A 22334-nucleotide genomic window follows, 5' to 3' on the forward strand; every position below is an offset into this window, starting at 1 on the left:
ACCTCCGGGAAGAGCGGGGCGAGTAAAGGAGAGCAGGGGAGAGCAGGGCTCGGCGAACGGACGAACGAACAGGACCGAAGGTACGGGCGGGCCCACGCGCCCCGTACACGCGGGCCGCGCCGCGCGCGCGAGCGAGCAGGCGTCAGCCGTGCGCCGCGCCCCGTTCCGTACGTGCGCGGGCGAGCGCGTCGAGCAGCGCGGACACGCGCTCCCCCGCCGCCGCGGCGCCGCCCGAGGTCAGGGCCGAGCCCATGCCGCAGGCCACGGCTCCCGCCGCGATCCACTCCGGTGCGTTGCCGATCGTCACGCCCCCGGTGGGGATCAGCGGCGCCTGGGGCAGCGCGGCCCGTACGTCACGGATCCAGGACGGGGAGACGGCGGAGGCCGGGAACAGCTTCAGCGCGTCGGCGCCCTCCTCCAGCGCCCGCACCATCTCGGTGGGCGTCGAGACGCCGGGGAGGACGGGGACTCCGTAGCGGTGTCCGGCGCGGATCACCTCGGGGTGCAGGCTCGGCGAGACGAGGAAGCGCGCCCCGGCGGCGACGGCGGTACGGGCCGCGGTCGCGTCCAGCACGGTCCCGGCGCCGACCAGCGCGTCCGGGCGGGACGCGGCCAGCTCCTCCACGGCGCCGACGGCACCCGGCGTGGTCAGCGCGACCTCCACCGCGCGCAGCCCCGCGTCGAGCACGGCCTCGGCGGCGTCCACGGCCTCGCGCGCCGTGTCCGCGCGGACGATGCCGAACGCGCCCTGCGCGGTCACGGCCTGGATGAGTTCCCATCGGTACATGTGGTGCGGGTGCTCCTTGTGTGACGAGTGGTGAGTGTGCCCCCTCCGTCACCTGCCCGCTCGCGCCCCGCTCAGACGCCGGGAATCAGCGCGTGCCCGGGCTCCGGCCCCGGCCCCGCGCGGCTCAGCCCGTCTCGCAGCCGACCAGTTCGGCGCTGGTCGCGCGGGAGGTCGTCCGCATGTCGGTCACGGCGTCCACGCGCTCCTCGCCCTTGCCGTACGTCACGTCCTTGCGGCCCACCTCGGCGCCGTCCTCGGCCAGGGCGCGGACGGTGCACACGCCCTCGACGCCGGAGTCCTTGCGCACTTCGAGGTGGACCTCGACGGTCCTGTCCGAGACGACCTTGAACTTGATCATCTCGCCGCTGACGTCCTTGCCGGAGACGTACGAGAAGCCGATCCAGGCGATGACGCCCAGCATCAGAACGCCCAGCACAGCGCCGGTGATCTTCAACCGCCGGTCCGTACGGGCCTCTCCGACGGCACCGCGCGTGCGCCCGTAACGGCCCTCGGTCATGGTCCGTTCCTCTCCCGGGCTCGATGTGGTGCGGGCTACCGGGAATACATCACGGCGCCGGTTCGGTCACTATAGAAGCCGCCCGCGACGCTCCACAGACCAGGGCCGAAGGCGGGGCCGCTTTGACCTTACGAGGAATGAGTCTTGACTGAGCAACTGCGACTGATGGCCGTGCACGCGCACCCCGACGACGAGTCGAGCAAGGGCGCGGCGACCATGGCGAAGTATGTCGATGAGGGGGTGGACGTGCTGGTCGCGACGTGCACAGGCGGAGAGCGAGGCTCCATCCTCAACCCCAAGCTCCAGGGCGACACCTATGTCGAGGAGCACATCCACGAGGTCCGCAAGAAGGAGATGGACGAGGCCAGGGAGATCCTGGGCGTCCAGCAGTCCTGGCTCGGCTTCGTGGACTCGGGGCTGCCCGAGGGCGACCCGCTCCCGCCGCTCCCGGAGGGCTGCTTCGCCCTCCAGGACGTGGACGAGGCGGCGGGCGCGCTCGTGAAGCTGATCCGCTCGTTCCGCCCGCAGGTCATCACGACCTACGACGAGAACGGGGGCTATCCGCACCCGGACCACATCATGACCCACAAGATCTCGATGGTCGCCTTCGAGCACGCGGCGGACACCGAGAAGTACCCCGAGGCCGAGTTCGGCCCGGCCTGGGAGCCCCAGAAGCTCTACTACAACCAGGGCTTCAACCGTGCCCGTACCGAGGCGCTGCACAAGGCCATGCTCGACCGCGGCCTGGAGTCGCCGTACGGGGAGTGGCTGGAGCGCTGGGAGAAGATGGGCATCCCGGAGCGCTCCCTCACCACGCACGTGCCCTGCGCGGAGTACTTCGAGATCCGGGACAAGGCACTGATCGCCCACGCCACCCAGATCGACCCCGACGGGGGCTGGTTCCGGGTGCCGATGGAGATCCAGAAGGCCGCCTGGCCCACGGAGGAGTACGAGCTGGCGAAGTCCCGCGTGGAGACCTCCCTCCCCGAGGACGACCTCTTCGCAGGCATCCGCGACAATTGACGGTATGAGCGCGACGCAGACGGCACACTCGGCGGCGGTCCAGCTCCTTCCCCTGGCGAAGGAGCTGGACGAGAACAAGGTCACACCAGGCGTCCTCGGCTTCATCGTCTTCGCGGTGATCGGCGTGGCCGTGTGGTTCCTGATGAAGTCGATGAACAAGCACATGAACCGCGTCGACTTCGAGGAAGAGCCGGAGACGCCCTCGCCGGGGGCGGCCTCGCCGGGGGCCAAGACGAAGGACGCGGCACCCTCCACGTAGGGCCACGGCCCTCCTGGGCGGCCCAGAAACGGAGCACCCCATGCTGTTCGGCAGGACGAAGAACCACCTCCCCACCCCCGAGGAGGCCCTCAAGGGCCGCCCGGAGCCCGCGTACACGGTCCCCGAGCGCCACACGGTCCTCGGCAACCCGTTGCAGGGCCCCTACCCCGAGGGCCTGGAGACCGCCGACTTCGGCATGGGCTGCTTCTGGGGCGCCGAGCGGATCTTCTGGCAGACGGACGGTGTCTGGACGACCCTCGTCGGTTACCAGGGCGGCCGGACGCCGAACCCGTCGTACGAGGAGGTCTGCTCGGGCCTGACGGGCCACACGGAGGCGGTCCGTGTGGTCTACGACCCGTCGAAGGTGTCCTACGCCGACCTCCTGAAGCGGTTCTGGGAGAACCACGACCCGACCCAGGGCTTCCGCCAGGGCAACGACGTGGGCACCCAGTACCGCTCCGCGGTCTACACCCACACCCCGGAGCAGGCCGCCACGGCCGAGGCCTCCCGCGCCGCCTACCAGCGCGTGCTCACATCCTCCGGCCACGGCGACATCACGACGGAGATCCTCCCCTCCGAAGGCCGCCCCTTCTACCCCGCCGAGGCCTACCACCAGCAGTACCTCGACAAGAACCCCGCCGGCTACTGCGGCATCGGCGGCACGGGCGTCTCCTGCCCGGTCGGCATCGCCCCCGCGTCGGACTGACCCGGCTTCCCGCCCCCACGAGCCGGCGGACACCCACATCCGCCGGCTCACTCCTTCGAGCGGTGGGCCGACACTCCTGCCCGATACGCTGACGCCAGGGATCAGAATCACGCCCATGGGAGCAGCCGTGACCACCTCAGCCGCCGGGCAACCACTCATCCCCCAGCCTCCGGCGACGGTCGCCGCACTGCGGCAGGCCATCAGTCAGATCGCACCCGCGGCGCTGCCCGCCTTCACGCGAGAGCTGGACCAGGCGGCCGATCAGGCCCGGCAAGGGTCCGATCTCGCTCCGCTCCAGCGGTTCATCGCCCAGTGGGCCGTCTATGTCCACATCCAGCGTCAGCCCGAACTGGCAGCGGACTTCCGCCGCTGGGAGGACACCTCCGAATCGGGCGACGCCGCCCAGGCCCGGCAGGCCGCCGCCGAGATCGGGCGGATCCTCGACGAGGCCCACGCGGCCACCGGCCTCCCGGCCCGGTGAACGCGGACTGGCGCTGGGAGTACGACCCCGACCACGCCCATGTGGCGGGCGGTATCCCTGCTCACGTAGCGGCCGAAGTCGAACGTCTGGCGGGACAGCTCGTCGATCTCGCCAGTACGGGCGTCGACATCAGCGACCTGGGCAACGGCCCCCGGCCCGGTGGCCTACGCCGCATGGACGCGGCTGGAGGCTGGTTCTATTTCCTGTTCGCACCGCGCGACCCACTGATCATCATCGTCCGCATCGTGCCCCCGTTCGACGCGCTCTAGCTTGAGGCCCGGGACACCTGCTACGGGAGCCTCGTCGGGAGAGGCCAGCCCCTCTCGCTCATTCCAAGATCCTTGCGCATCACGCGGCGCAGCTCCGCGATCGCCTCGTCGTAGGCGTCCTCCACGCCTCGCGTACGCCCCACTCGCGGCGTCGGCACCCTCCGCGAGCACGTCGCGGGTGTCGCGCAGCAGCTTGAACGCCGCGCTGGAGGCGGCGATCACTTCCTGGGGCGCGAGGATCGCGAGCTGGTGGCGCAGCTCGTACACCCCGGGCGCGAGGACGAGCTCACGCGCCAGGCCCGGCGGTCGTCATCGGACAGCCCGGAATCGTTCGCGGCCTCGTTGAGCGCGGTCCTGATCCGGGAGAGGGCGGCGGAGTACTCCGCGTACAACTGCTGCCGCGTCTCCAGCGCCCGGTCCTCCCGCTCCCGCCGCCACCGCAGCCGATCGGCGAGCAGCGTCGCCCCGACGCCGATCCCCGCGCCAAGTGCCGTACTGACAGGCGATATCCACTCCACGGTGCGGCAGCCCAGAGCGAACCCGTCTCGTTTTCCGGGAGTTCGACTCCCCTAGACTCCACTTACTATAGCCCATCTGACCTGCGGAAACGCGGTTTGGAGGGGCCTTTTTTCGCGCTGACGTGTCAGCACGGCGGTGCTGACGACTCCTTCATAGGCCCCGATTTTTCGAGGTTTGCCATCCCTATGTCTCCCCGTGGTTCCCCTAGGCTCTCGCGGTCTGGGGAGCAGCCTGTGTTGGGCTGTGTCTGCAGTGTGGGGCTCTTCCTCGGTACGGTTGTGATCGACCCGCCGCCGTTGAGGAGGTGGGCAGTCGTGACTCTTCCTGTGCTGTATCCGCGCTCAGGGAACCTGCGTAAAGTCGCTGAGCAGATCGAGGCTGCGACCGGGCTGCGGGGCGAGATCATCGGAGACAGTCTCGTGATGTCCCCCACGCCGCGCGGCAAGCATGTCGGCACAATCCGACGTCTGCGGGTTCAGATCGAACCCTGGCTGCCCGAGAGGCTGGCTCCATGCGAGATGCCGTCGGTCGCGATGCCGGAGGACCCGGACGACTATGCGACGCCCTGGAGCTGCAGGAAGTGCGCGAAGAGCCGGAGGAGCCTGCCGTGCCGCGCATGCAGCCAGGACGAGTCGGCAGCTCGGGAAACTGGAACAAGGAGACCCCGGGCGCTGCTAACCGGCAGCCTTACCGCGGTGCTCGTCCCAGCCGGACAGAATCTGGCTGACCCTGCCGTGGGAGATGCCGAGGAGACGCTGAATCTCCGCACCGCTGGCACCGGCCGAATGGAGTTCCCTCGCGGTAGCGTCACGCGCGGTCAGTACGTCCTTGCGCACCGCTCCCAACCGGTCGAGCAGGACGGCGAGGCTCGCGGCGCGCTTGCGTGGGTCGGCCTCCTGCATGGCGCGCTTCAGTTCGGTCTCGGGAGTCATCAGGACGCCATCCTACCGTTAGCACGCTTGCGTACAGCATGTTAACGTGCTAACATGCTGGAGTGGATGCACAGCCGATCGGCCTCACGACCGGACGGCTTCCTGGCCGCACTGACGGGGCCGTAAACCTCGCGCCTCCATCCTCGCGGCTCGCGGTCTCGTGGGGGCCGACGCCCTGCCCCCTGCCGTGCTGGCGGCAGACTCGCCGAGTGAAGTGTCGGATACATGCGATCGGGCTTGCCCCCGTCCGCCGGGCGGCCTCGAGGCGGCTATTGTCAGTGGTCGCGTCTAGTGTCCCTGCCGGAGGGTGTGTGAGGTGCGGAGGTGCGCGTCGTGCCTACGTGATTCCCCCACCGCTTGCACCAAACTGAAGGCTGGCCCGGTAGAAGGAGAAGAGAGTGACCCTGACTCTTGAGGCTAATGACGCGGAGCCCGTTATTTCGCGGAACCTGTCGACGGCTGGTGTCAGCAGCCTGGAGGACTGGGAAGAGAACCTCTCGCCCGCCAGTGCAGAGGTGGTCATTGGGGACGCCCGCCGGACCGGCCTGGAGGACAATTCGGTCGACTTGATCGTCACCTCACCTCCGTACTGGCAGAAGCGTGACTACGGCCACGCGGATCAGATCGGTCAGGAGTCGACACCGCAAGCTTACGTCGAGTCGATGATGGAATGTCTGGACGAGTGGAAGCGACTACTCCGCCCGGCTGGCTCGGTCTTTCTCAACGTCGGCGATACCTATCACAAGCGGTCCCTCATGGGTATCCCGGGGCTATTGGAGTTCGCCGCAGTACAGCGCGGCTGGCTGATCCGCAATCGGATCATCTGGACCAAGGACAGCGGCATGCCAGAACCCGCTAAGAACCGGCTCGCAAACCGCCACGAATACGTCATTCACCTCGCCCTGAAACCGAACTACTACTACGACCTGATCGGCTACAGCGAATACATGGGCAACGGCGCCAACCCCGGCGACGTCTGGAAGATTATGCCTGAGCGGAACATGGGTGCACACCTTGCCCCATACCCGCAGGAGTTGGTGCGTCGCGCCGTCATGCTCGGCTGTCCGCCACAGGTTTGCTCCACCTGCGCTAAGCCTCGCACCCGCGTGTTGGAGCGAACCGACCAACTCGATCCGCAGAGGCCACAGGCTCGACGCGCCATGGAGTTGGCGAAGGAGCACGGGCTGACGCCCGACCACATCCGCGCGGTCCAAGCGACCGGCATCTCTGACGTCGGTAAGGCCACCAAGTTCCAGAATGGCACCGGGCGGAATTCCCAGGAAGTACAGCAGCTTGCTGCCGAAGCAAAAGCGGTCCTCGGTGGCTACTTCCGCGAATTCACCTTCGCCAAGAAGGCAACCGTGGGCTGGACCGACTGCGGCCACGGTACGCCGGCCCGCGGCGTAGTGCTTGACCCATTCATGGGCACCGGAACCACCCTGAAGACCGCAACTGCCATGGGCCAGGACGCGATCGGTGTCGACCTAGTGGCGCTTGCACAGGAGACAGAGGTTCCGAAACAGGGGAAGGCGAAGGAGTCTACAAAGCGATCAGTTCGCTGATTTTCGCACCCATCTCCTCCATCTCCGCCTCCAGATCGTTGGCACCGAGATCGATCCGATACTGCGCTACGACCACTGAGCCGATGCGTCCGGCCACGTGGAGACCCTTCTTCGCGCCAGCTCGGCGCGGGTGAATGGTCATCACGACTGGAGCCCTGTAACGGAGGCCATAGAGCACTATCTGCTCGACCTCGGAGCGGGCGGCCAAGTTCTTGACGTCGGTGTATTTCACGTCCGCGATCACAGGGTGAGTGCCGTCGTCCATGCGGAAGACGACGTCGGGCTCAGCGTATGGCGGCTCACCGCTCGTTGTCGGCACTTCGTGATCCGGCAAGACCCGACTCGTGGCATCTGGCAGGTCCTCGTAGAGCGGCAGCCGGCCAGGTTCCTGGTTGCCGTCGAGGACCGCCAGGTTCGGATGACCAGCCAGTGCCGCCCGAAGGCTGACACGGACGAATTTCTCGAAGAGGTCCTCAGTCTTTACGAGCAGCGTTGGCATGGTGAGGTCGCCGGTAGGTGCGTCCAGACTTATGCCGCGGCGAGTCAGAATTGCGACGGCGAGATCGAGCGCCGACCGGTAGTAGGACCGCGTCTCGGGGATGGGAGATTCGCCGCGCACCTGTGGGTCATCGAGACTGGCGGGGTGATTCTCCAGTGTCACGTGTTCGAGGGTTCGCAGTGCCTCCCCGAGACGCGCTACGCGCCCACGCACGCCCTTGTGGCGCGGCGCGTTGACGTAACGGCCGTGCAGGAGTGAGACCGCGCTCTTCAGGCAGCGGTTCGGCGGGTTGTCGATGGTCCGCTCGAACCAGGAGTACTGCGCCCGATGGTTCATGCCGCGCGCCGCGAACCGGAGCATGGTGGCCGTCGTGTCGATGCGGCCATGTGGGTAGGACCCATCCTCGGTACGGCGGTCGTAGGTACGGAGGAATCCGTTCAGGGCGATGGTGTCCATCACGTCGAGCAGCCCGTCCGTCATCACGTCGAGCAGCCAGTCACTCCACTGATCGGTCGGCCTGTACTCGCGCAATGCCGACAGCATTGCTGGGGCATAGCCGGCCACGGTCACCATGTGCGTGAGGCTCCGAAGCGGGAACCGCGGGCGTACCTGAATCGCAATGCGGTCGGTGAGCGGCATCAGACCGGTCACGCCTTTAGCGGAGAGGCGGAGTTGGCCGTCCTTGAAGTCAACTCGTACGTAGTGGTTCAGCACACCGGGAGCCAGAGCAAGGCGTCCGTCGTGCCCGATAACGTCCTCCGGGGCAACGCTGATCGGCCCATACTCCGAGCACGGGATGACGGTCCGGTTCGGCTCCGTGAGCCGGTCAAGCGTAACGACCGTCATGGCGCCTCGGCCTTCGATCCGGCTTCCTCGGCAACAGGCGGCTGACTCTCGTCGTCAGGCGACTCGAAGATCGCTGCCCAGCCATTGACCATTTCAGCGCGCGTCTCCGGATCGTACTTGAATGCCCGGTCGACGAGGTACTTCAATTGGTAATCCCAGACCTCTTGAAGGGTCTCTGCATCGGTCACGTCAGCGAAATACGCGTGCCCCACGGCAGCGGCCGGCGTCTGCGCCGCACGGGCGTTGATCTTGCTGAACCAGCCGAGCAGGCGCCGATGAATGTTGCCATCGGGGAAGCCGTTATCGTCGAGCATCCGCTCGAGCAGTTCCCGGCTGGGCGGCATATCGACCTTCGCAAACCGGCGTTCGAACGCCGCGTCCACGTCGTCAACACCACGGTCAAGCGGGTTCATCGTGGCAATCAGAAACACGTTCAGCGGGATCGAGATGGTGTCACCGGACGGCAGGTTGAAACGCTGGCCACGCTTGTTCCGCTCGATGTAGGTCAGCGCCTCGCCGAACACGCGGCCAACGTCCGCGCGGCTCAATTCATCAACGACGAGCACGTAGGCGTCATCCGCGTTCTCATGTGCTTTCCGCACCAGTTGGAGGAAGACCCCGTCGCGGGGTTCGAACCCGCTGCCATCCTTCTTCGGGCGATAGCCCTCCATGAAATCCTCGAACTGATACGAGGCATGAAACTGGATGTCGGCTCGACGGTTGCCATCGCCACCCGTGATCTTGTCCGCGATCTGCCCGGCCAACCACGACTTGCTGGTGCCGGGCGGGCCACTGAGGATCACGCCTCCGAAGCGCCGTAGAAGCCTGAGGATCGTCTCCAACCGGGGGTCGTCGGACTGGAGCAGCGGGGCGTCCGGGGCACTGGACCCATGTGACGCCTGAGCGCGCGCGACGTACCCGATATCCAGGTCGTCGGCATTCAACTCCCGGAGGCCCTGGACCAGGGACACGTCAGTCATTGAGCGCGCCTTCCTTATGGTCGGATTCATTGCCGGACGCCTGATCGAACGGTTCGAACCAGGGCTCGGTGAACTGAATCGGTTCGTTATCCTCGAAGATCACGTCGAAATCAGTGCTCTGCTCGAAGCCAAATTCCTTCCTGAAGGCGGTGATCAACTCGTCGTAACCACCCTCGCCCTCAAAGACGAAGCCGTAGTTGCGCAGATAGTAGGTCGCCAGTGCCCAAGCAGGCACTTTCGTTCCTTTCAACAGCCTGTCAAGGGCCTGCTGGGCGTGATCGGTGGAAAGCTCGTAGTTGTCGCCGTTCGCGTTGAGCATGAAGCTCGAGGTCGCCCTCATCGACTTCGGGGCGTAGCTTCCGGCAAGATTGCGGTTATACCAGTAACCTGTCTCATCCCTGCGATTGACCGAACTGAACGGCCGGTAGTGCGGCTTGGTGGGCGGCCCACCAGGCATCTTCAGCAGATCGCTGACCTCCTTCCAGTCAGGATTTATGTTCGTCGGAGAGCCAGAGGCAACGGCCAACTTGCGTAGCTGAAGGTAGGCCGGGAAGTGCTCGTGGATGCGCTGGGCCTTCAGTGCGCCGATCCCAGCGATGACTGCCGCCCTGGTGAGCACGTGCAGGTTGTGGGTGTCTTCTACGACCGCCATCGACTCCTCCAGCAGCGCGCCTCTGCTCTGCGCTGGTGCTTCTCCCGTCTCACTCACGTGAGCCAACGTACCTAAAGGGCACCCGTGCCGGTCACCTTGTTGGGAAACGTAGATCAATAGATCCAAGCGTCTGCCTGCGGGCAGGACGCGCGGGTGCGCGCGGTCAGGATGCGCCCTCGACCCGGCCTCCGGGAACGCCTGCGTCACCTGAGCGCGACGACCTGATGATCACGCCGGTGGAGCAGGTCCGTCGATGTTCCCTGCAAACAGCTTTCCACCCGCCTCCATGGCAGCCTTGAACATCAGTTCTATTGGTCGTCATTGCCGAATGTGAACGCTGGCGTGTCCGTGCTGACACGTCAGCACGGGTGCCGGATCGAGGGGGATCGAGCCGGACACAGGAGGATACAAACAGGGGGTTGTTGTCCGGGTTCTTCGGGGTTCTCGCAGGTCAGCGAGGTAACAATTTCGGGTTCAGTTCTCCGGGGCCGGGGTTGCCGTTGCTGCCCGGAGGAGTTGGTGGAGGCCGAAGTGGAAGCGGGCTTCGAAGTCGGTGGAGGTGAGGTCGTCCAGGGTGGAGGTCAGGGCGGGGAAGCGGTGTTCGTCGGCCTGGGCGCGTAGGCGGGTGCGGGCGTCTTCGGGGGTGGCCTGTTCCTCCTGGACGAGGCCGAGGGTGAAGTAGAAGAGGTTCCAGGCGGTCCAGGCCGCCGTCTTGCGGGTGGGGCAGCCGCGGAGCAGGGCGCTCAGCAGGCGGTCGGTGAAGGCGAGGGTGCGCGGCTCCGCGGGGAACGTGCCGGAGACGAGCAGCGCGCCATCGCGATGGGCGAGCATCGCGTGGCGGAGGCGGCTCAGGAGTTCGGCCGCCTGTTCCTCCCACGGTTCCGGGAGGTCCTCGACATCGACCTCGGCGAGGACGGCCTCGGCCATCGCGTCCAGGAGCCGGTCCTTGGTGCGGATGTGCCACATCACGGTGTTCATGCTGACGCCCAGCTCGGAGGCGATCGCCCGGGTGGAGAGCTTGGCGACACCGCCCCTGTCGAGCACGGCGAACGCGGCGCCGACGACATGTTCCAGCGTGATGCCGACCTTGGCGCGATCGGCGGCGGCTTGCTTCTTGGTCACTGAACAAGTATACCTGTGCCTGTTCTTCTTGGTCACTGATAGAGAGGTGCACCCATGGAGCAGCAGAGCGTCGTGATCGCCGGCGGCGGGCCCACCGGCATGTGGCTGGCCTGCGAGCTGCGGCTGGCCGGGGTCGGCGTCGTCGTCCTGGAGCGGGCGCCGGAGATCGATCCGCACTCCCGGGCCCTCACGGTCCACCCCCGCACCATCGAGACCTTCGCGCTCCGCGGCGCACACACGCGCATGCTCGCGGAGGGCGGACGGATATCCAGCGGCCACTTCGCGGTGCTCGACGACCGCCTCGACTTCGGCTCGCTGGACACCGATTTCCCGTTCACCCTCACGATCCCTCAGGCAAGGACCACAGAGCTGCTCCAGGAACGCGCCCTCGCACTCGGTGCCGAGGTGCGGCGCGGGCACCGGGTGACCGATGCCGTGAGCGCCCCTGACTCCGTGAGCCTCACCGTCCTCGCGCCGGACGGGCGTACGTACGCGCTCGACGCCCCCTACGCCGTCGGCTGCGACGGCACGCGCAGCGTCGTGCGGCAGTGCGCGGACATCGCGTTCGAGGGCACCTCGTTCACCGCGCTCGGGACGCTCGGGGACGTGGTGCTCGACGAGCCGCCGCCCGGCGCGGTCGTGAGCGCGTGGACGCGGCGGGGCACGCTCATGCTCGTCCCGCTCCCCGGCGGCCTGCACCGGATCGCGATGCACTCGCCGGAGGACATCCGCGAGGACTGGCCGGGCGAGCTGACGTTCGAGGACTTCCGCGAACGGGTCCGGGCCGTCACCGGCACGGACTACGGGATGCACAGCCCCTCCTGGCTCTCCCGGTTCGGCAACACGAGCCGCCTGGCCCGGAGTTACCGCGCGGGCCGGATCCTGCTGGCGGGCGACGCCGCGCACCAGCACATGCCCGCGGGCGGCGTGGGGCTGAACGTGGGCGTCCAGGACGCGATGAACCTGGGGTGGAAGCTCGCCGCCGTCGTCACCGGCCGGGCGCCGGACGCGCTGCTCGACACGTACCACGCGGAGCGCCACCCCGTCGGCGCCGACACCATCGAGCACACCCAGGCGCAGACCGCGCTGATGATGGGCTTCTCGCCGCAGGGCAGCGCGCTGCGCTCCCTGATGGGCAAACTCATCGCGGAAAGGCCCCAGTTGCGGGACGCGCTCGCGGAACGCCTCTCCGGGCTCTCCGTCGCGTACGACCTGCCCGGCGCCACGCATCCGCTCGCGGGGCGCCGCGCGCCGAACCTCCTCCTCGCCGACTCCCGGCACCTCTACGACCTGCTGGCGGACGGCCGACCCGTTCTCGTCGGCTCCCCGCGCACGAGCGACGGACGTCTCGCCCCGCAGCAGCCGCAGCACAGGCCCGCGTGGGACGGCGTCGGCGCCGCGCTGATCCGGCCCGACGGCTACGTCGGCTGGGCCTCCGGCACGACCGACTCCGCCGCCCTCGCCCGCGAGGCCGAGCACGCCCTCGCCGCCCTCCACGGCACGCCCCCCGAAAGGCATCCCGCATGATCCACCGCACCACCCGCCAAGTCCGGCCCGTTCTCGCCCTGCTCGCCCTCACGCTCACCGTCTCGGCGGTCCTGCTCGGGAGCACCGTGCTCAACGTCGCGCTGCCGACGATGCAGGACGAGCTGGGCGCGGACAACACCGCGCAGCAGTGGTTCCTCAACGCCTACACCCTCACCTTCGCGGGCTTCCTGCTCGTCGCGGGGAACGCGGGCGACAGGTTCGGGCTGAAACGGCTGCTCGTCTGGGGCTCGGCGGCCTTCGCCGTGACGACGGCGGTGACCGGGCTCCTCGGCTCGCCCCCGGCGATCATCGCGCTGCGCGCGCTGACGGGCGTGGCCGCCGCCACGATCATGCCGACGACGCTCGCGGTGATCCTCCGGGTGTTCCCGGAAGGGAACCGCGCGCGGGCCATCGCCGCGTGGGCCGCCGCCTCGGGGCTGTCCATCTCGCTCGGGCCGCTGCTCGGCGGCGCGCTGCTGAGCGCGGGCCTGTGGTGGGGCTCCGTGCTCGAACTGGTCGCGCTCGTCGCCCTCCTGGGCCTCGCGGCGACCTGGGCCTGGATCCCCGCCGTTCCGGCGAGCGGGGCCGGGGAGCTGCGCGTGACGCCCGTCGCCGCGTCGCTGGCGGGCATCGGCCTGCTGGTCTTCGGCGCCGTCCACGCCATCGACGACGGCTGGACCTACCCGGGTACGTGGGCGCCCGCGGCGGCGGGCTGCCTCGTGCTCGCCGGGCTCGTCGTGGCGGAGGTCCGGCACCGCGAACCGCTGGTGGACGTCGGGCTCTTCCGGCACGGCTCGTTCACCGTCGCCGCGGTGGCGCTGACGCTCGGCTCGTTCGTCGTCTTCGGCTACCTCTACTTCACCACGTTCTATCTGCAGATCCTGCGCGGCTACTCGCCGTTGCAGACGGGCCTGCTCCTCGTCCCCCTCTCGGCGGGGCTGGTGGTCGGGGCGCCGCTCTCGCGCGTGGCCACGGAGCGGTTCGGGGCGCGCGCGACGATCGCGGCCGGGACCGCGCTCATGACCGCGGCGTTCGCGGGCGTGACCGGGCTGGGTGCCCGTACGGGCGCGGGCTGGTTCGTCGCGGACGCGTTCGTGCTCCAGCTCGGCTTCGCGCTCGTCCTCGCGCCCGGCACGACGCTGGCCTCGTCCTCGGTCCCCGCCGAGCGCGCCGGTGCGGGCTCGGCGCTGCTCAACACACTGCGCCAGCTCGGCAGCGCGCTCGGCGTCGCGGTCCTCGGCTCGGTCCTGTGGTCCCGGTACGGGGGCCTGGTGCGGGACCGGCTCGCCGAAGCGCCCGCCGACGTACGCGGGGCCGCGTCCGAATCGCTCGCCTCGGCGCTGGCCACGGGCGACCCCGCGGCGGCGCGGGCCGCGGAACCGGCGTTCCTCAGCGCGATGCACACGGCCGCCCTCGTTGCCGCCGGGGTGTGCGCGCTCGCGCTGCTCGCCACGCTGGTCACCCGCACGGCCCCGCGCCGCTCCCGCCCCGTCGCCTCGGCCCCCGAGGGCCCCGAGGGCCGCAGGGACGGTCAGAACACCTCCGCGGCCTCCTCCGCCATCGCCCGGTAGCCCGCGTCGTTCGGGTGGAGGTGGTCGCCGCTGTCGTAGGCCGGGGCCATGCGGTCCCGGTCGTCGGGGGACGCCATGGCGCGGTCGAGGTCGACCACCTTGTCGTAGGCGCCGGAGGTGCGGATCCAGTCGTTGAGGGCGTCCCGCTTGGCCTCGCCGCGCTCCGTGAAGTACTCGGCGCCCTTGAAGGGGAGGAGCGTCGCGCCGATCACCTTGAGCCCCTTCGCACGGGCCTGGCCGATGAGGTCGCGGTGGGCGGCGACGAGCTGCTCCACCGACACGTCGGGGATCTCTCCTCCGGAGCCGCCCAGGCCGATGTCGTTGATGCCCTCCAGCACCAGGACGGTGCCCGCGCCGCGCTCGGCGAGGGCGTCCTTCGCGAAGCGGTCCACGCCGCTCTCGCCGGTGCCCGGGGTGCCGGTGGTGATCATGTTGCCGCTGATGCCGTGGTTGAGGACGGGGCGGGGGCGGCCCTCGCGCGCGAAGCGCTCCGCCAGTTCGTCGGGGAAGCGGTTGTCGGCGTCGACCGTCGCGCCGTACCCGTCGGTGATCGAGTCCCCGAACGCCACGACGCCGTCACGGCGCCCGCCCTCGCCCCGGCCGTCCTCGTCCCGTCCGCCGTCACCCCGTCCGCCCTCGCGGCCGCGGACCTCGACGCCCGCCAGGTAGTACCAGGACTCGGAGGTCTCGGTGAAGGCCGCGCCGCTCTCGTCGGCGCGGTGGTCGCCCGAGGCGCGGTAGCTCGTGGCGAGCGAGGTCATGTGGAACGTCGCGGGGCCGGTCGGCTCGGCCAGGTACAGGGTGACGGTCAGCGACTCCAGCGGGCGCACCCGCATCGGGAGCGCGTCGCTGAACGTCTTCGCGCCCGCCGGGATCGTCACGGACCCGCGCTTGCCGAAGGTCAGCGGCCGGACCGTGCCCTTCCGTACGGACGCGCCCTCGCCGGTACGCCCGACCGTCGCCCCCGCCACCTTCAGCGCGGCGGCGCCGTAGCGGTTGGAGAGGGCGAAGCGGGCGCTGCCGCCGCCCTCGCTGACGCGGACGACCTGGCGTACGGTCTGCCGCTCGAAGCCCTTCTCGGACCAGTTCGGGAAGAACCCGGGGCCCGGCTGCTGGACGGAAGTGGCCCAGCTCCCCCGCCATCCCTTCCCCTCGTTTCCCCCGGATCCGCTCGCGCCCTGCGCGGGCCACAGGGGCACGGCCAGCAGGGCGGCCGCCGAGCACAGGACCGCCGCCCGGCGTGCCACGGCTCGTAATCGCCGCCGGGCGCCGTCCGTGGGGGTCGCGTTCCGCGTCGTCCGTCTCTCCGTGTCGCGCATGAGTCCGCTCCTTCGCTCGTACCGTTCGATTCGTCCCGCATCAGCTTCCCCTCCTGTCCCGCTTTACTCGGTGTTGTGGTCCTCTCTCCTCCATATCCGTGCGGTTGGCCGATTTCGGCGATGTTCTCGGCGTAAGGCACGGGGCGCTCTACTATCCCGGCATGCTGGTTCGACGAGCGTTACAGGTGATCGTGGCCGTCTCCGTGATCCTCGCGGGGGCTGTCGGGGGCGGAGTGGCTACGGCCGAGGACCGGTCCCGGGCCGAGGACGCGCGGCCGCAGGGCGGCCGCCAGACGCTGTACTACAACCACGCGTACGGGGTGCTGGACCGGGAGACCGCCGACGCGATCGAACACTCGGAGTATCTCCGGGAGTTCGCCAACTTCCAGGTCCGTACGACGACCGGCTCCGACGGCCGGACGTGGACGGGCCGCTATCTGCTCGGGCGCGAGACGTATCTGGAGCTGTTCGGGGTCGGGGACCTGCCCGGCCAGGACGGCGAGTTCGGGGCGGGCGGGATGGGGGTCTCCGTCGAGCGCGACGGCCGGCTCGCCCAGGTGATCGACCGGCTGCGCGACCTGGGGATCACGGACCCCGTCGAGTACAAGCAGACGCGGGACTTCGGCGACGGCGTGCCGGTGCCGTGGTTCGACGCGGTCTTCACCACCGGCGAGTACGACGCCTTCGGCGCCTGGGGCATGGAGTACCGCCCCGAGTACTTCGCCGACCCGCGCGGCAAGACGGAGCCGCCCAACTACCCCGGGGACGTGGGCCGCGAGCGCTACCTCAACGACGACTACCGCGACCACCTCATGCGCGACATCACCTCCGTCCGGCTCGGCGTGACCGCCCGCGACCTCGCCAACACGGTGCCGCTGCTGCGGGCCGGCGGGTTCAAGCTCCGCTCCACGGAGGGCGGGGGCGTCGTCGCGCGCGGCGGCGGGACGGTGCTGCGCTTCGACGCCGTCCCGCGCGCCGAGGCGGGCCTCAAGCAGGTCGGGATGTCCCTCAACCGGCCCGTGAAGGAGCCCCACGAGGAGCGCATCGGCAACTCGACGCTCACCGTCGGCCCGGACGCCGGCGCCGTATGGAGGTTCGACGGGACGGCCTGAAGACGAGCCGCACGCAGGGAGAACGGAGCTGCGAGGATCGTCCCGTGAGTTTCGGGACGTACGCGCGCCAGGTACGGGACGAAGGGCTCCCGCCGCACCGGCGGCACGGGGCCCTTCGCCATGCCGTGGAGCGCTACGGCCCCCTCGGCTTCCACGCGACCTGGGCCTACGTCATCACCGAGGCCCTCCCCTCCCCCGACCTCCGCCGCGACCCTGCCGCGCTCGTCCGCGCGCTCGCGGTGCTGGAAGAGAGCCGGGCGGTGTGGCTCCGGGACGTCGCGGCGTACGCCGCCGTACGGCGCGCGGAGAAGGCGAGAGGGCTGCGTGTGCCTCGCGGGGCGGAAGCTGTTCCGCTCGCGCCCGGCGGGCGGGGCAGGCCCCGCTGGCCCGGCGACAGCCCGCCCTCGCGGCTCGGGCTGGTGGCCGCCGTCGCGGACCAGCACGCCGCGTTGCGCCGCGCCTCGCCGGAACCGCCGGACCCGTCCCTCCACCGCACGCTCGACGCCTGCGCCGCCGGATTCCTCGCCGCGCTGGGACGGCCGGACGAGTCCACGCGTGGCCAACTGGCGTCCATAATAAGGGAGTTGGAGGCACGCCCCGCCGTGACCACGCTCCCTTGGGTGCGGCTGGCGCGGCTGCTGGACTACGCGACTCACGCGGCCCGGTAGTCGAGCCCCAGCACGCTCCCCTCCGGGACGGGCGTCCCGTCGGGCCCCGGGGTCAGCAGGACCGAGGCGACCCGGGCGCGCGGGCCCCGGAAGAGTCTCAGCTCCCCCTCCGGGAGCGCCACGCGCCACTCCCCGCCCTCCCGCACGGGCCCGGGCAGTCCGAGCGCGCGGGCCGTCCACAGGGCGTCCCCCTCCGGGTCCGGGGTCTCGACGCGGAGGGCCTCGATCGCGAAGGGCGCCCGCTCCGGCTTGCGGGCTTCGAGGAGCGCGGCACGCTCCTGCCGGGTTCCGGGGTAGGTGAGGACGAACGGCCGCCAGGCCGGGCCGTCGACGGGCCAGCCGATGTCGTAGGAGATCGTGCCCTCGCCGCGCGGGAACGTGGGGACGACGTGCTCGACGCGGGTCCCGAGGGCCCGCATCCGGGCGACCGCCTCGGCCGTGTCGGGGACGATCACGCCGACGCCGACCGCGGCCCCGCCCTCCGCCGCCGCGGCGCGGAGGTCGGGGGCGAAGTGCCGGGCCTGCCCCGCGTAGGTCGAGGCGGTGTACGCCGACTCGTCGTCGAGGCGGAGGAGTTCGACGTACCGGGTGCCGTCCGTACGCCAACTGCCGTTGCTGAAGCCCAGGCCGGGCGCCGCCGGGGCGGCGGCACGGGAGGCGGGGAGGCCCGCCTCCCGGTACGCGGCGACGGCCGCGTCGAGGTCCGGCACGACATGGACCAGGTGGTCGAACGCGGGGCCGTGGAAGGTGAGATCTTCGCGCACGGACGCTTCCCTTCGGGCAGGTGACGCGGGAGACACAAGAGACTTAGGAAAGCCTCACCTTAGTGCGTCCTGGAGATCCTCCCACAGGTCGTCCACGTGCTCGATGCCGACCGACAGCCGGATAGTGCCCTCGCCGATGCCCGCCGCCGCCAGCGCCTCGGGGGTGAGCTGACGGTGCGAGGTCGTCGCGGGGTGCATGACGAACGTACGGACGTCGCCCAGCGAGGCGTTGCGCGAGGCCAGCCGGAGCGCGTCCATGACCTTCCGGCCCGCGTCCCGGCCGCCCGCCACGTCGAAGGAGAGCAGCCCGCCGCACCCGGACAGCAGCCGCCGGGCGACCTCGTGGTCGGGGTGCGAGGGCAGGCCCGGGTAGTGGACGGCCGTGACGGCGGGGTGGCCGTCGAGGCGCTCGGCGAGGGCCTGGGCGTTCGCGCTGTGCCGCTCGACGCGCAGGCCGAGCGTCTGCGTGCCGCGCAGCGCCAGCCACGCCGCGAACGGGTCGAACACCGCGCCGTGCTCCAGCGACTGCCGCCACACCCGGCGGTGGACCTCGGGGTCCTTGAAGACGGCCACGCCGCCGATCAGGTCCGCGTGCCCGCCCAGGTACTTCGTCGCCGAGTGCAGGACGATGTCGGCGCCGTGCTCCAGGGGGCGGCACAGCAGCGGCGAGGCGAAGGTGTTGTCGACGACCGTCAGGACGCCGGACCCGTCGTCCTTCAGGGCCCCGGCCAGCGCGGGGATGTCGGCGACGCAGGTCATCGGGTTGGAGATCGTCTCCAGGTAGAGGACGCGGGTGCGGGGGCGCAGCGCGCCGCGCACCTCCTCGGCGTCCCGCCCCGACACGTACGTCACCTCGACGCCCCACCGCTCCGCGAGGTCGGTGAGCAGGGCGTACGTCCCGCCGTACAGGCTCTCCTGGGCGATCACGTGGTCGCCCGGGGACAGCAGCGCGTGGAGCGTGGTGCTGATGGTGCCCATCCCGGACGCGGCGGCCAGCGCGGTGCCTCCGCCCTCCAGTCCGGCGACGGCCTCCTCGAAGGCGCGGACGGTGGGGTTGCCGTAGCGCCCGTAGAGGAAGGCGCCGTCCGGGCCGTCGAAGGCCGCGACCAGCTCGTCCGCCGAGTCGAACGAGAAGAGGTGGCCCTGGTAGAGCGGGGTGGTCAGCGGCGTGCTGCCCTCGGGGCGGACGACGGGCGCGTGGACGGCGCGGGTGTGGGCGCGGTGCCTGGTGGGGTCTGCGTGGTGCGTCATGCCCGCCAGTCTTCGGGGAATTGGGTTGCCCTCACAGAGCCAATCCCGCAGATTGGTCCCCCTATGACTCCCACCCCGGCCCCCCGCGCGTCCGTCGCCTCGCTCGTGGCCCGGCTCGGCCGCTGGTCCGCCGGGCGCGGGCCGCTCTATCTGCTGCTGGCCGCGCGCTTCCGGCAGCTCATCGACGAGGGCGTACTGCGGCCCGGCGCCGCGCTGCCGCCCGACCGCGCGCTGGCGGCAGCGCTGGCCGTGGGCCGCACGACGGTCGTCGCGGCGTACGAGGCGCTGCGCCAGGAGGGCCGGATCGTCCGGCGCCAGGGCAGCGGCACCCGCGTCGCGGACGTCGCGCTGGCGCCGCCCGACGAGCGCCTGGCGGCGGGCGACGCGACCTCGAACCCGCTCTTCCTGCACCTGCTCGAACCGCCCGACGGCGTCATCCTGCTGAGCTGCGCCTCCCCCGAGGGCGCCCCGCCCGAGGTCGCCCGGGCGTACGCGGGCGTCGCCTTCCCCGCCGAGGGCGACCTCGGCTACCACCCGGCGGGGCACCCCGCGCTGCGCGCCGCGCTCGCGGACCGCTTCACGGCCCGGGGCCTGACGACGGCGCCCGAGCAGATCCTCGTCACGACCGGCGCGCAGCAGGCCCTCGCGCTGCTCACCCGGCACCTCGTCGCGCCCGGCGACCCGGTGCTGGTGGAGGCGCCGACGTACCCGGGCGCGCTGGACCTCTTCCGCGAGGCGGCGGGCGTGCCGCTGCCGGTGCCGACGGGCCCGGACGGGGTGGACGTGGACACGGCGGTCCGGGTGCTGGCCGCGCACCGGCCCGCGTTCGCGTACGTCATCTCGCGCTTCCAGAACCCGACGGGCGGCGTGCTGCCGCCGCTGCCCGCGCGCCGCCTCGCGGAGGCGGCGCGGGCGCACGGGGTGCCGCTGGTGGACGACGAGGTGCTGGCCGAACTCCCCCTGGACGGCTCCGGGTTCCCCGGCCCGCCGCCGCTCGCCGCGCTGGACGGCGCCGCGGACGTCATCACGCTCGGCTCGCTCAGCAAGGTCGTCTGGGGCGGGCTGCGCATCGGCTGGCTGCGCGGTCCCGCGCCGCTCGTGGCCCGGCTCGCGCGCCTCAAGGCCGTCCACGACCTGGGCACGGATGTCCCCGCGCAGCTCGCGGCCGTGACGCTCGTCGCCGGGCTCGACGCGCTGCGCGCCCGGCGCGTGCGCGAACTGCGCGCCCGGCACGACCTTCTCCGCGCCGAGCTGGCCCGGAGCCTGCCGTCCTGGCACTGTCCCCCGGTCCGCGGCGGGCAGACGCTGTGGGCGCGGCTCCCGCTGGGCGACGCCGTCTCCTTCGCGCAGGTCGCGCTCCGGCACGGGGTGGCGGTCCTCCCCGGCGCCGTCGTCGACCCCACGGGCGCGAGCACCCGCTGTCTGCGCCTGCACTTCCTCTCCTCCCCCGCCGAACTCACCGAGGCGGTACGGCGCCTGACGGCGGCCTGGCGCGCGTACTCCGTAGAGTCGCCGCATGGACTGGATCGAGCGGACCGGACGCCTGAAGCAGTGGACGCGGGAGGGTGAACGGGCCCCGCACAAGCCCCTGTTGATGCTCTACGCGCTGGGCTCCTTCCAGCGGGACCCGGACGCCGCGCTGCGCTTCACGGACGTCGAACGGGACCTTCTCGGCCTGCTGCGCGCGTACGGGCCCCGGCGGGAGACGACCCCCGCGTACCCCTTCCACCACCTCGCCACCGACGGCGTGTGGGAGGTGCGGACCGAGGACGGCGGGGGCAGCCCCGGGCCCAGGGTCGGCGCGCTGCGCGCGAGCGGCGCCGCCGGGCGCCTCGCGCCGGGGCTGCGGGAGGCGCTCGCGCGCGAGCCCGACCTGCTGGGGCAGCTCGCGCACACCCTGCTCGGGCTGCACTTCCCGCCGTCCCTGCACACGGACATCGCGCTGGACGCCGGGCTCGACCTGGAGGCCGCCGACGCGCTGCGCGGCATCCCCCGGGAGGCGCGGGACCGGCCGCGGGCCGCCGGTATCCGGCGCCGGGTACTGGCGGCGTACGCGTACCGGTGCGCGTTCTGCGGCTTCGACGGCAGGCTGGGGCGCACCCCGGTGGGGCTGGAGGCCGCGCATGTGCGGTGGTGGGCGTTCCGCGGGCCCGACGCGGTCGCCAACGGGCTGTGCCTGTGCGCCCTGCACCACAAGCTGTTCGACAAGGGGGTGCTGGGGCTGGGGCCCGAGCGGCGGATCCTCGTCTCGGACGCGTTCGACGGCGCGGGCACGGCAGCCCGTACGCAGGTGCGGGAGCTGCGCGGACGCCCGGTGGCCGTACCGGAGGACGGGAGCGAACCGGTGGCCGCGCCGTACGCGGAGTGGCACCGCCGGGAGGTGTTCAAGGGCGACGGCCGAAAGGGCTTGACCCTGACGTAACAGGAGGCTCGACGATCCTCGGCATGAGCACCTACATCAGCCCCGTGCCCATGCCCGCCGACGACGCGGAGGCCCCCGAGGTCTGCCGCGAGATCTACGGCATGCCGGCCTACCTCCACGTACCCACGCCCGATCTCGCGGCCTCGGCGGACTTCTGGGTCCGCGGGCTCGGCTTCGTCGACTTCTACACGCTCCCCGGCCAGGTCACGCACCTGCGGCGGTGGGCGTTCCAGGACGTGCTGCTCGTGCCCGGCGAGCGCGCCCCCGGCCACGCGGCCGGGACTCCGGCGACGGGCATGGCCTTCTCCTGCGTCCTCAGCCAGATCGAGGAGATCGCGGAGGCCTGCGAGAAGCTGGTGCCGGGCTGCGTCAGCGGCCCGGAGGAGATGCTGTGGAACTCGGTCGAGCTGACGGTCGTCACGCCGGAGAACACCCGCGTCGTGATGACCGCCGCCCGGCCGATCGAGCCGGGCGGCCCGGCGGAGGCCCGGCTGCGCGAGGCGGGCTTCGACTTCGGGATCCCGGACCGGAGTGCGTGAGACTGAC

At 70.8% G+C, this 22334-nt stretch carries 24 protein-coding genes; 13 read left to right on the plus strand and 11 right to left on the minus strand.

Annotated elements, in window-relative coordinates; all coding sequences use genetic code 11:
* Nucleotides 1-142 precede the first annotated feature (142 nt).
* Nucleotides 143-787 carry a bifunctional 4-hydroxy-2-oxoglutarate aldolase/2-dehydro-3-deoxy-phosphogluconate aldolase gene (locus tag ABD343_RS13750; protein WP_344527648.1) on the minus strand — a complete coding sequence of 215 codons (645 nt, stop codon included), beginning with the start codon at nucleotides 785-787 and terminating at the stop codon, nucleotides 143-145.
* Nucleotides 788-911: 124 nt separating this feature from the next.
* Nucleotides 912-1304 carry a DUF4307 domain-containing protein gene (locus ABD343_RS13755; RefSeq protein ID WP_344527650.1) on the minus strand — a complete coding sequence of 131 codons (393 nt, stop codon included), beginning with the start codon at nucleotides 1302-1304 and terminating at the stop codon, nucleotides 912-914.
* Between the two features lie 144 nt (nucleotides 1305-1448).
* On the opposite strand from ABD343_RS13755, the gene mca reads away from it, so the two are divergent.
* The 5 genes from mca (at nucleotide 1449) to ABD343_RS13780 (ending at nucleotide 4042) form a co-directional block, all read left to right on the plus strand.
* Nucleotides 1449-2327, plus strand: a complete 879-nt coding sequence (gene mca, locus ABD343_RS13760) for a mycothiol conjugate amidase Mca (RefSeq protein WP_344527652.1) — start codon at nucleotides 1449-1451, stop codon at nucleotides 2325-2327.
* Nucleotides 2328-2331: 4 nt separating this feature from the next.
* On the plus strand, nucleotides 2332-2586 hold the full coding sequence (locus ABD343_RS13765; protein ID WP_344527654.1) for a hypothetical protein: 255 nt from the start codon (nucleotides 2332-2334) through the stop codon (nucleotides 2584-2586).
* A gap of 40 nt (nucleotides 2587-2626) precedes the next feature.
* On the plus strand, nucleotides 2627-3292 hold the full coding sequence (gene msrA, locus ABD343_RS13770) for a peptide-methionine (S)-S-oxide reductase MsrA (RefSeq protein ID WP_344527656.1): 666 nt from the start codon (nucleotides 2627-2629) through the stop codon (nucleotides 3290-3292).
* A gap of 127 nt (nucleotides 3293-3419) precedes the next feature.
* The gene (locus ABD343_RS13775; RefSeq protein WP_344528554.1) at nucleotides 3420-3773 is read left to right on the plus strand and encodes a DUF6247 family protein; all 354 of its coding nucleotides are present in this window, start codon (nucleotides 3420-3422) and stop codon (nucleotides 3771-3773) included.
* On the plus strand, nucleotides 3770-4042 hold the full coding sequence (locus ABD343_RS13780; protein ID WP_344527658.1) for a hypothetical protein: 273 nt from the start codon (nucleotides 3770-3772) through the stop codon (nucleotides 4040-4042). Before ABD343_RS13775 ends, ABD343_RS13780 begins: the two co-directional genes overlap by 4 nt.
* Before the next feature lie 218 nt (nucleotides 4043-4260).
* Here ABD343_RS13780 and ABD343_RS13785 read toward each other — a convergent pair whose 3' ends face one another.
* Both ABD343_RS13785 and ABD343_RS13790 read right to left on the minus strand, forming a co-directional pair.
* Nucleotides 4261-4560 carry a hypothetical protein gene (locus ABD343_RS13785; RefSeq protein ID WP_344527660.1) on the minus strand — a complete coding sequence of 100 codons (300 nt, stop codon included), beginning with the start codon at nucleotides 4558-4560 and terminating at the stop codon, nucleotides 4261-4263.
* A 675-nt stretch (nucleotides 4561-5235) separates the two neighbouring features.
* Nucleotides 5236-5493, minus strand: a complete 258-nt coding sequence (locus tag ABD343_RS13790; protein WP_344527662.1) for a hypothetical protein — start codon at nucleotides 5491-5493, stop codon at nucleotides 5236-5238.
* A gap of 398 nt (nucleotides 5494-5891) precedes the next feature.
* On the opposite strand from ABD343_RS13790, the gene ABD343_RS13795 reads away from it, so the two are divergent.
* Nucleotides 5892-7055 (plus strand): DNA methyltransferase, encoded by a 1164-nt coding sequence (locus ABD343_RS13795; protein WP_344527664.1) that lies wholly within the window; start codon nucleotides 5892-5894, stop codon nucleotides 7053-7055.
* Here the strand turns inward: ABD343_RS13795 and ABD343_RS13800 are convergent.
* The 4 genes from ABD343_RS13800 to ABD343_RS13815 form a co-directional block, all read right to left on the minus strand.
* The gene (locus ABD343_RS13800; RefSeq protein WP_344527666.1) at nucleotides 7033-8400 is read right to left on the minus strand and encodes a 5-methylcytosine restriction system specificity protein McrC; all 1368 of its coding nucleotides are present in this window, start codon (nucleotides 8398-8400) and stop codon (nucleotides 7033-7035) included. The genes ABD343_RS13795 and ABD343_RS13800 overlap by 23 nt on opposite strands.
* Nucleotides 8397-9380 (minus strand): McrB family protein, encoded by a 984-nt coding sequence (locus ABD343_RS13805; protein ID WP_344527668.1) that lies wholly within the window; start codon nucleotides 9378-9380, stop codon nucleotides 8397-8399. Before ABD343_RS13805 ends, ABD343_RS13800 begins: the two co-directional genes overlap by 4 nt.
* Complete coding sequence (locus ABD343_RS13810) at nucleotides 9373-10089, minus strand: hypothetical protein (protein WP_344527669.1); 717 nt, start codon at nucleotides 10087-10089, stop codon at nucleotides 9373-9375. Before ABD343_RS13810 ends, ABD343_RS13805 begins: the two co-directional genes overlap by 8 nt.
* Before the next feature lie 417 nt (nucleotides 10090-10506).
* A complete protein-coding gene (locus tag ABD343_RS13815; protein ID WP_344527671.1) occupies nucleotides 10507-11154 on the minus strand; it encodes a TetR/AcrR family transcriptional regulator C-terminal domain-containing protein in 648 nt (215 codons plus the stop codon).
* 54 nt (nucleotides 11155-11208) lie between these two features.
* On the opposite strand from ABD343_RS13815, the gene ABD343_RS13820 reads away from it, so the two are divergent.
* The gene (locus ABD343_RS13820; RefSeq protein ID WP_344527673.1) at nucleotides 11209-12681 is read left to right on the plus strand and encodes an FAD-dependent monooxygenase; all 1473 of its coding nucleotides are present in this window, start codon (nucleotides 11209-11211) and stop codon (nucleotides 12679-12681) included.
* The gene (locus ABD343_RS13825) at nucleotides 12678-14252 is read left to right on the plus strand and encodes an MFS transporter (protein WP_344527675.1); all 1575 of its coding nucleotides are present in this window, start codon (nucleotides 12678-12680) and stop codon (nucleotides 14250-14252) included. Before ABD343_RS13820 ends, ABD343_RS13825 begins: the two co-directional genes overlap by 4 nt.
* Here the strand turns inward: ABD343_RS13825 and ABD343_RS13830 are convergent.
* Nucleotides 14213-15499 (minus strand): SGNH/GDSL hydrolase family protein, encoded by a 1287-nt coding sequence (locus tag ABD343_RS13830; RefSeq protein WP_344527677.1) that lies wholly within the window; start codon nucleotides 15497-15499, stop codon nucleotides 14213-14215. The two genes, ABD343_RS13825 and ABD343_RS13830, sit on opposite strands and share 40 nt — an antisense overlap.
* Nucleotides 15500-15732: 233 nt before the next feature.
* Here ABD343_RS13830 and ABD343_RS13835 point away from each other — a divergent pair, with 233 nt between their 5' ends.
* Together ABD343_RS13835 and ABD343_RS13840 are read left to right on the plus strand one after the other, a co-directional pair.
* Nucleotides 15733-16683, plus strand: coding sequence for a DUF5829 family protein (locus tag ABD343_RS13835; RefSeq protein ID WP_425578171.1), 951 nt, complete (start codon nucleotides 15733-15735; stop codon nucleotides 16681-16683).
* 44 nt (nucleotides 16684-16727) lie between these two features.
* A complete protein-coding gene (locus tag ABD343_RS13840) occupies nucleotides 16728-17351 on the plus strand; it encodes a hypothetical protein (RefSeq protein WP_344527679.1) in 624 nt (207 codons plus the stop codon).
* Here ABD343_RS13840 and ABD343_RS13845 read toward each other — a convergent pair.
* Complete coding sequence (locus ABD343_RS13845) at nucleotides 17336-18115, minus strand: VOC family protein (protein ID WP_344527680.1); 780 nt, start codon at nucleotides 18113-18115, stop codon at nucleotides 17336-17338. The two genes, ABD343_RS13840 and ABD343_RS13845, sit on opposite strands and share 16 nt — an antisense overlap.
* A 54-nt stretch (nucleotides 18116-18169) precedes the next feature.
* Entirely contained in the window at nucleotides 18170-19366 is a 1197-nt protein-coding gene (locus tag ABD343_RS13850) for a trans-sulfuration enzyme family protein (protein ID WP_344527681.1), read from the minus strand.
* 63 nt (nucleotides 19367-19429) lie between these two features.
* On the opposite strand from ABD343_RS13850, the gene ABD343_RS13855 reads away from it, so the two are divergent.
* From ABD343_RS13855 to ABD343_RS13865, 3 genes are read left to right on the plus strand one after another with little or no spacing between them, the layout of a single operon-like run.
* Complete coding sequence (locus tag ABD343_RS13855) at nucleotides 19430-20935, plus strand: aminotransferase-like domain-containing protein (protein WP_344527683.1); 1506 nt, start codon at nucleotides 19430-19432, stop codon at nucleotides 20933-20935.
* On the plus strand, nucleotides 20883-21788 hold the full coding sequence (locus ABD343_RS13860; protein ID WP_344527685.1) for a phosphorothioated DNA-binding restriction endonuclease: 906 nt from the start codon (nucleotides 20883-20885) through the stop codon (nucleotides 21786-21788). The genes ABD343_RS13855 and ABD343_RS13860 overlap by 53 nt, the downstream gene beginning before the upstream one ends.
* 23 nt (nucleotides 21789-21811) lie before the next feature.
* Entirely contained in the window at nucleotides 21812-22327 is a 516-nt protein-coding gene (locus ABD343_RS13865) for a VOC family protein (protein WP_344527687.1), read from the plus strand.
* Nucleotides 22328-22334: the final 7 nt, after the last annotated feature.

The sequence above is a fragment of the Streptomyces albiaxialis genome, from assembly GCF_039530985.1.
In the GTDB taxonomy this organism is placed as follows: Bacteria; Actinomycetota; Actinomycetes; order Streptomycetales; family Streptomycetaceae; genus Streptomyces; species Streptomyces albiaxialis.

Bases quoted from the DNA above. Each gene is read 5' to 3' on its own strand.
- ABD343_RS13835 (WP_425578171.1), top strand. From the start codon at position 15,733: ATGCTGGTTCGACGAGCGTTACAGGTGATCGTGGCCGTCTCCGTGATC.
- msrA (WP_344527656.1), top strand. From the start codon at position 2,627: ATGCTGTTCGGCAGGACGAAGAACCACCTCCCCACCCCCGAGGAGGCC.
- ABD343_RS13820 (WP_344527673.1), top strand. From the start codon at position 11,209: ATGGAGCAGCAGAGCGTCGTGATCGCCGGCGGCGGGCCCACCGGCATG.
- ABD343_RS13755 (WP_344527650.1), bottom strand. From the start codon at position 1,304: ATGACCGAGGGCCGTTACGGGCGCACGCGCGGTGCCGTCGGAGAGGCC.
- ABD343_RS13790 (WP_344527662.1), bottom strand. From the start codon at position 5,493: ATGACTCCCGAGACCGAACTGAAGCGCGCCATGCAGGAGGCCGACCCA.
- ABD343_RS13800 (WP_344527666.1), bottom strand. From the start codon at position 8,400: ATGACGGTCGTTACGCTTGACCGGCTCACGGAGCCGAACCGGACCGTC.
- ABD343_RS13825 (WP_344527675.1), top strand. From the start codon at position 12,678: ATGATCCACCGCACCACCCGCCAAGTCCGGCCCGTTCTCGCCCTGCTC.
- ABD343_RS13865 (WP_344527687.1), top strand. From the start codon at position 21,812: ATGAGCACCTACATCAGCCCCGTGCCCATGCCCGCCGACGACGCGGAG.
- ABD343_RS13850 (WP_344527681.1), bottom strand. From the start codon at position 19,366: ATGACGCACCACGCAGACCCCACCAGGCACCGCGCCCACACCCGCGCC.
- ABD343_RS13805 (WP_344527668.1), bottom strand. From the start codon at position 9,380: ATGACTGACGTGTCCCTGGTCCAGGGCCTCCGGGAGTTGAATGCCGAC.
- ABD343_RS13860 (WP_344527685.1), top strand. From the start codon at position 20,883: ATGGACTGGATCGAGCGGACCGGACGCCTGAAGCAGTGGACGCGGGAG.
- ABD343_RS13855 (WP_344527683.1), top strand. From the start codon at position 19,430: ATGACTCCCACCCCGGCCCCCCGCGCGTCCGTCGCCTCGCTCGTGGCC.
- ABD343_RS13765 (WP_344527654.1), top strand. From the start codon at position 2,332: ATGAGCGCGACGCAGACGGCACACTCGGCGGCGGTCCAGCTCCTTCCC.
- ABD343_RS13750 (WP_344527648.1), bottom strand. From the start codon at position 787: ATGTACCGATGGGAACTCATCCAGGCCGTGACCGCGCAGGGCGCGTTC.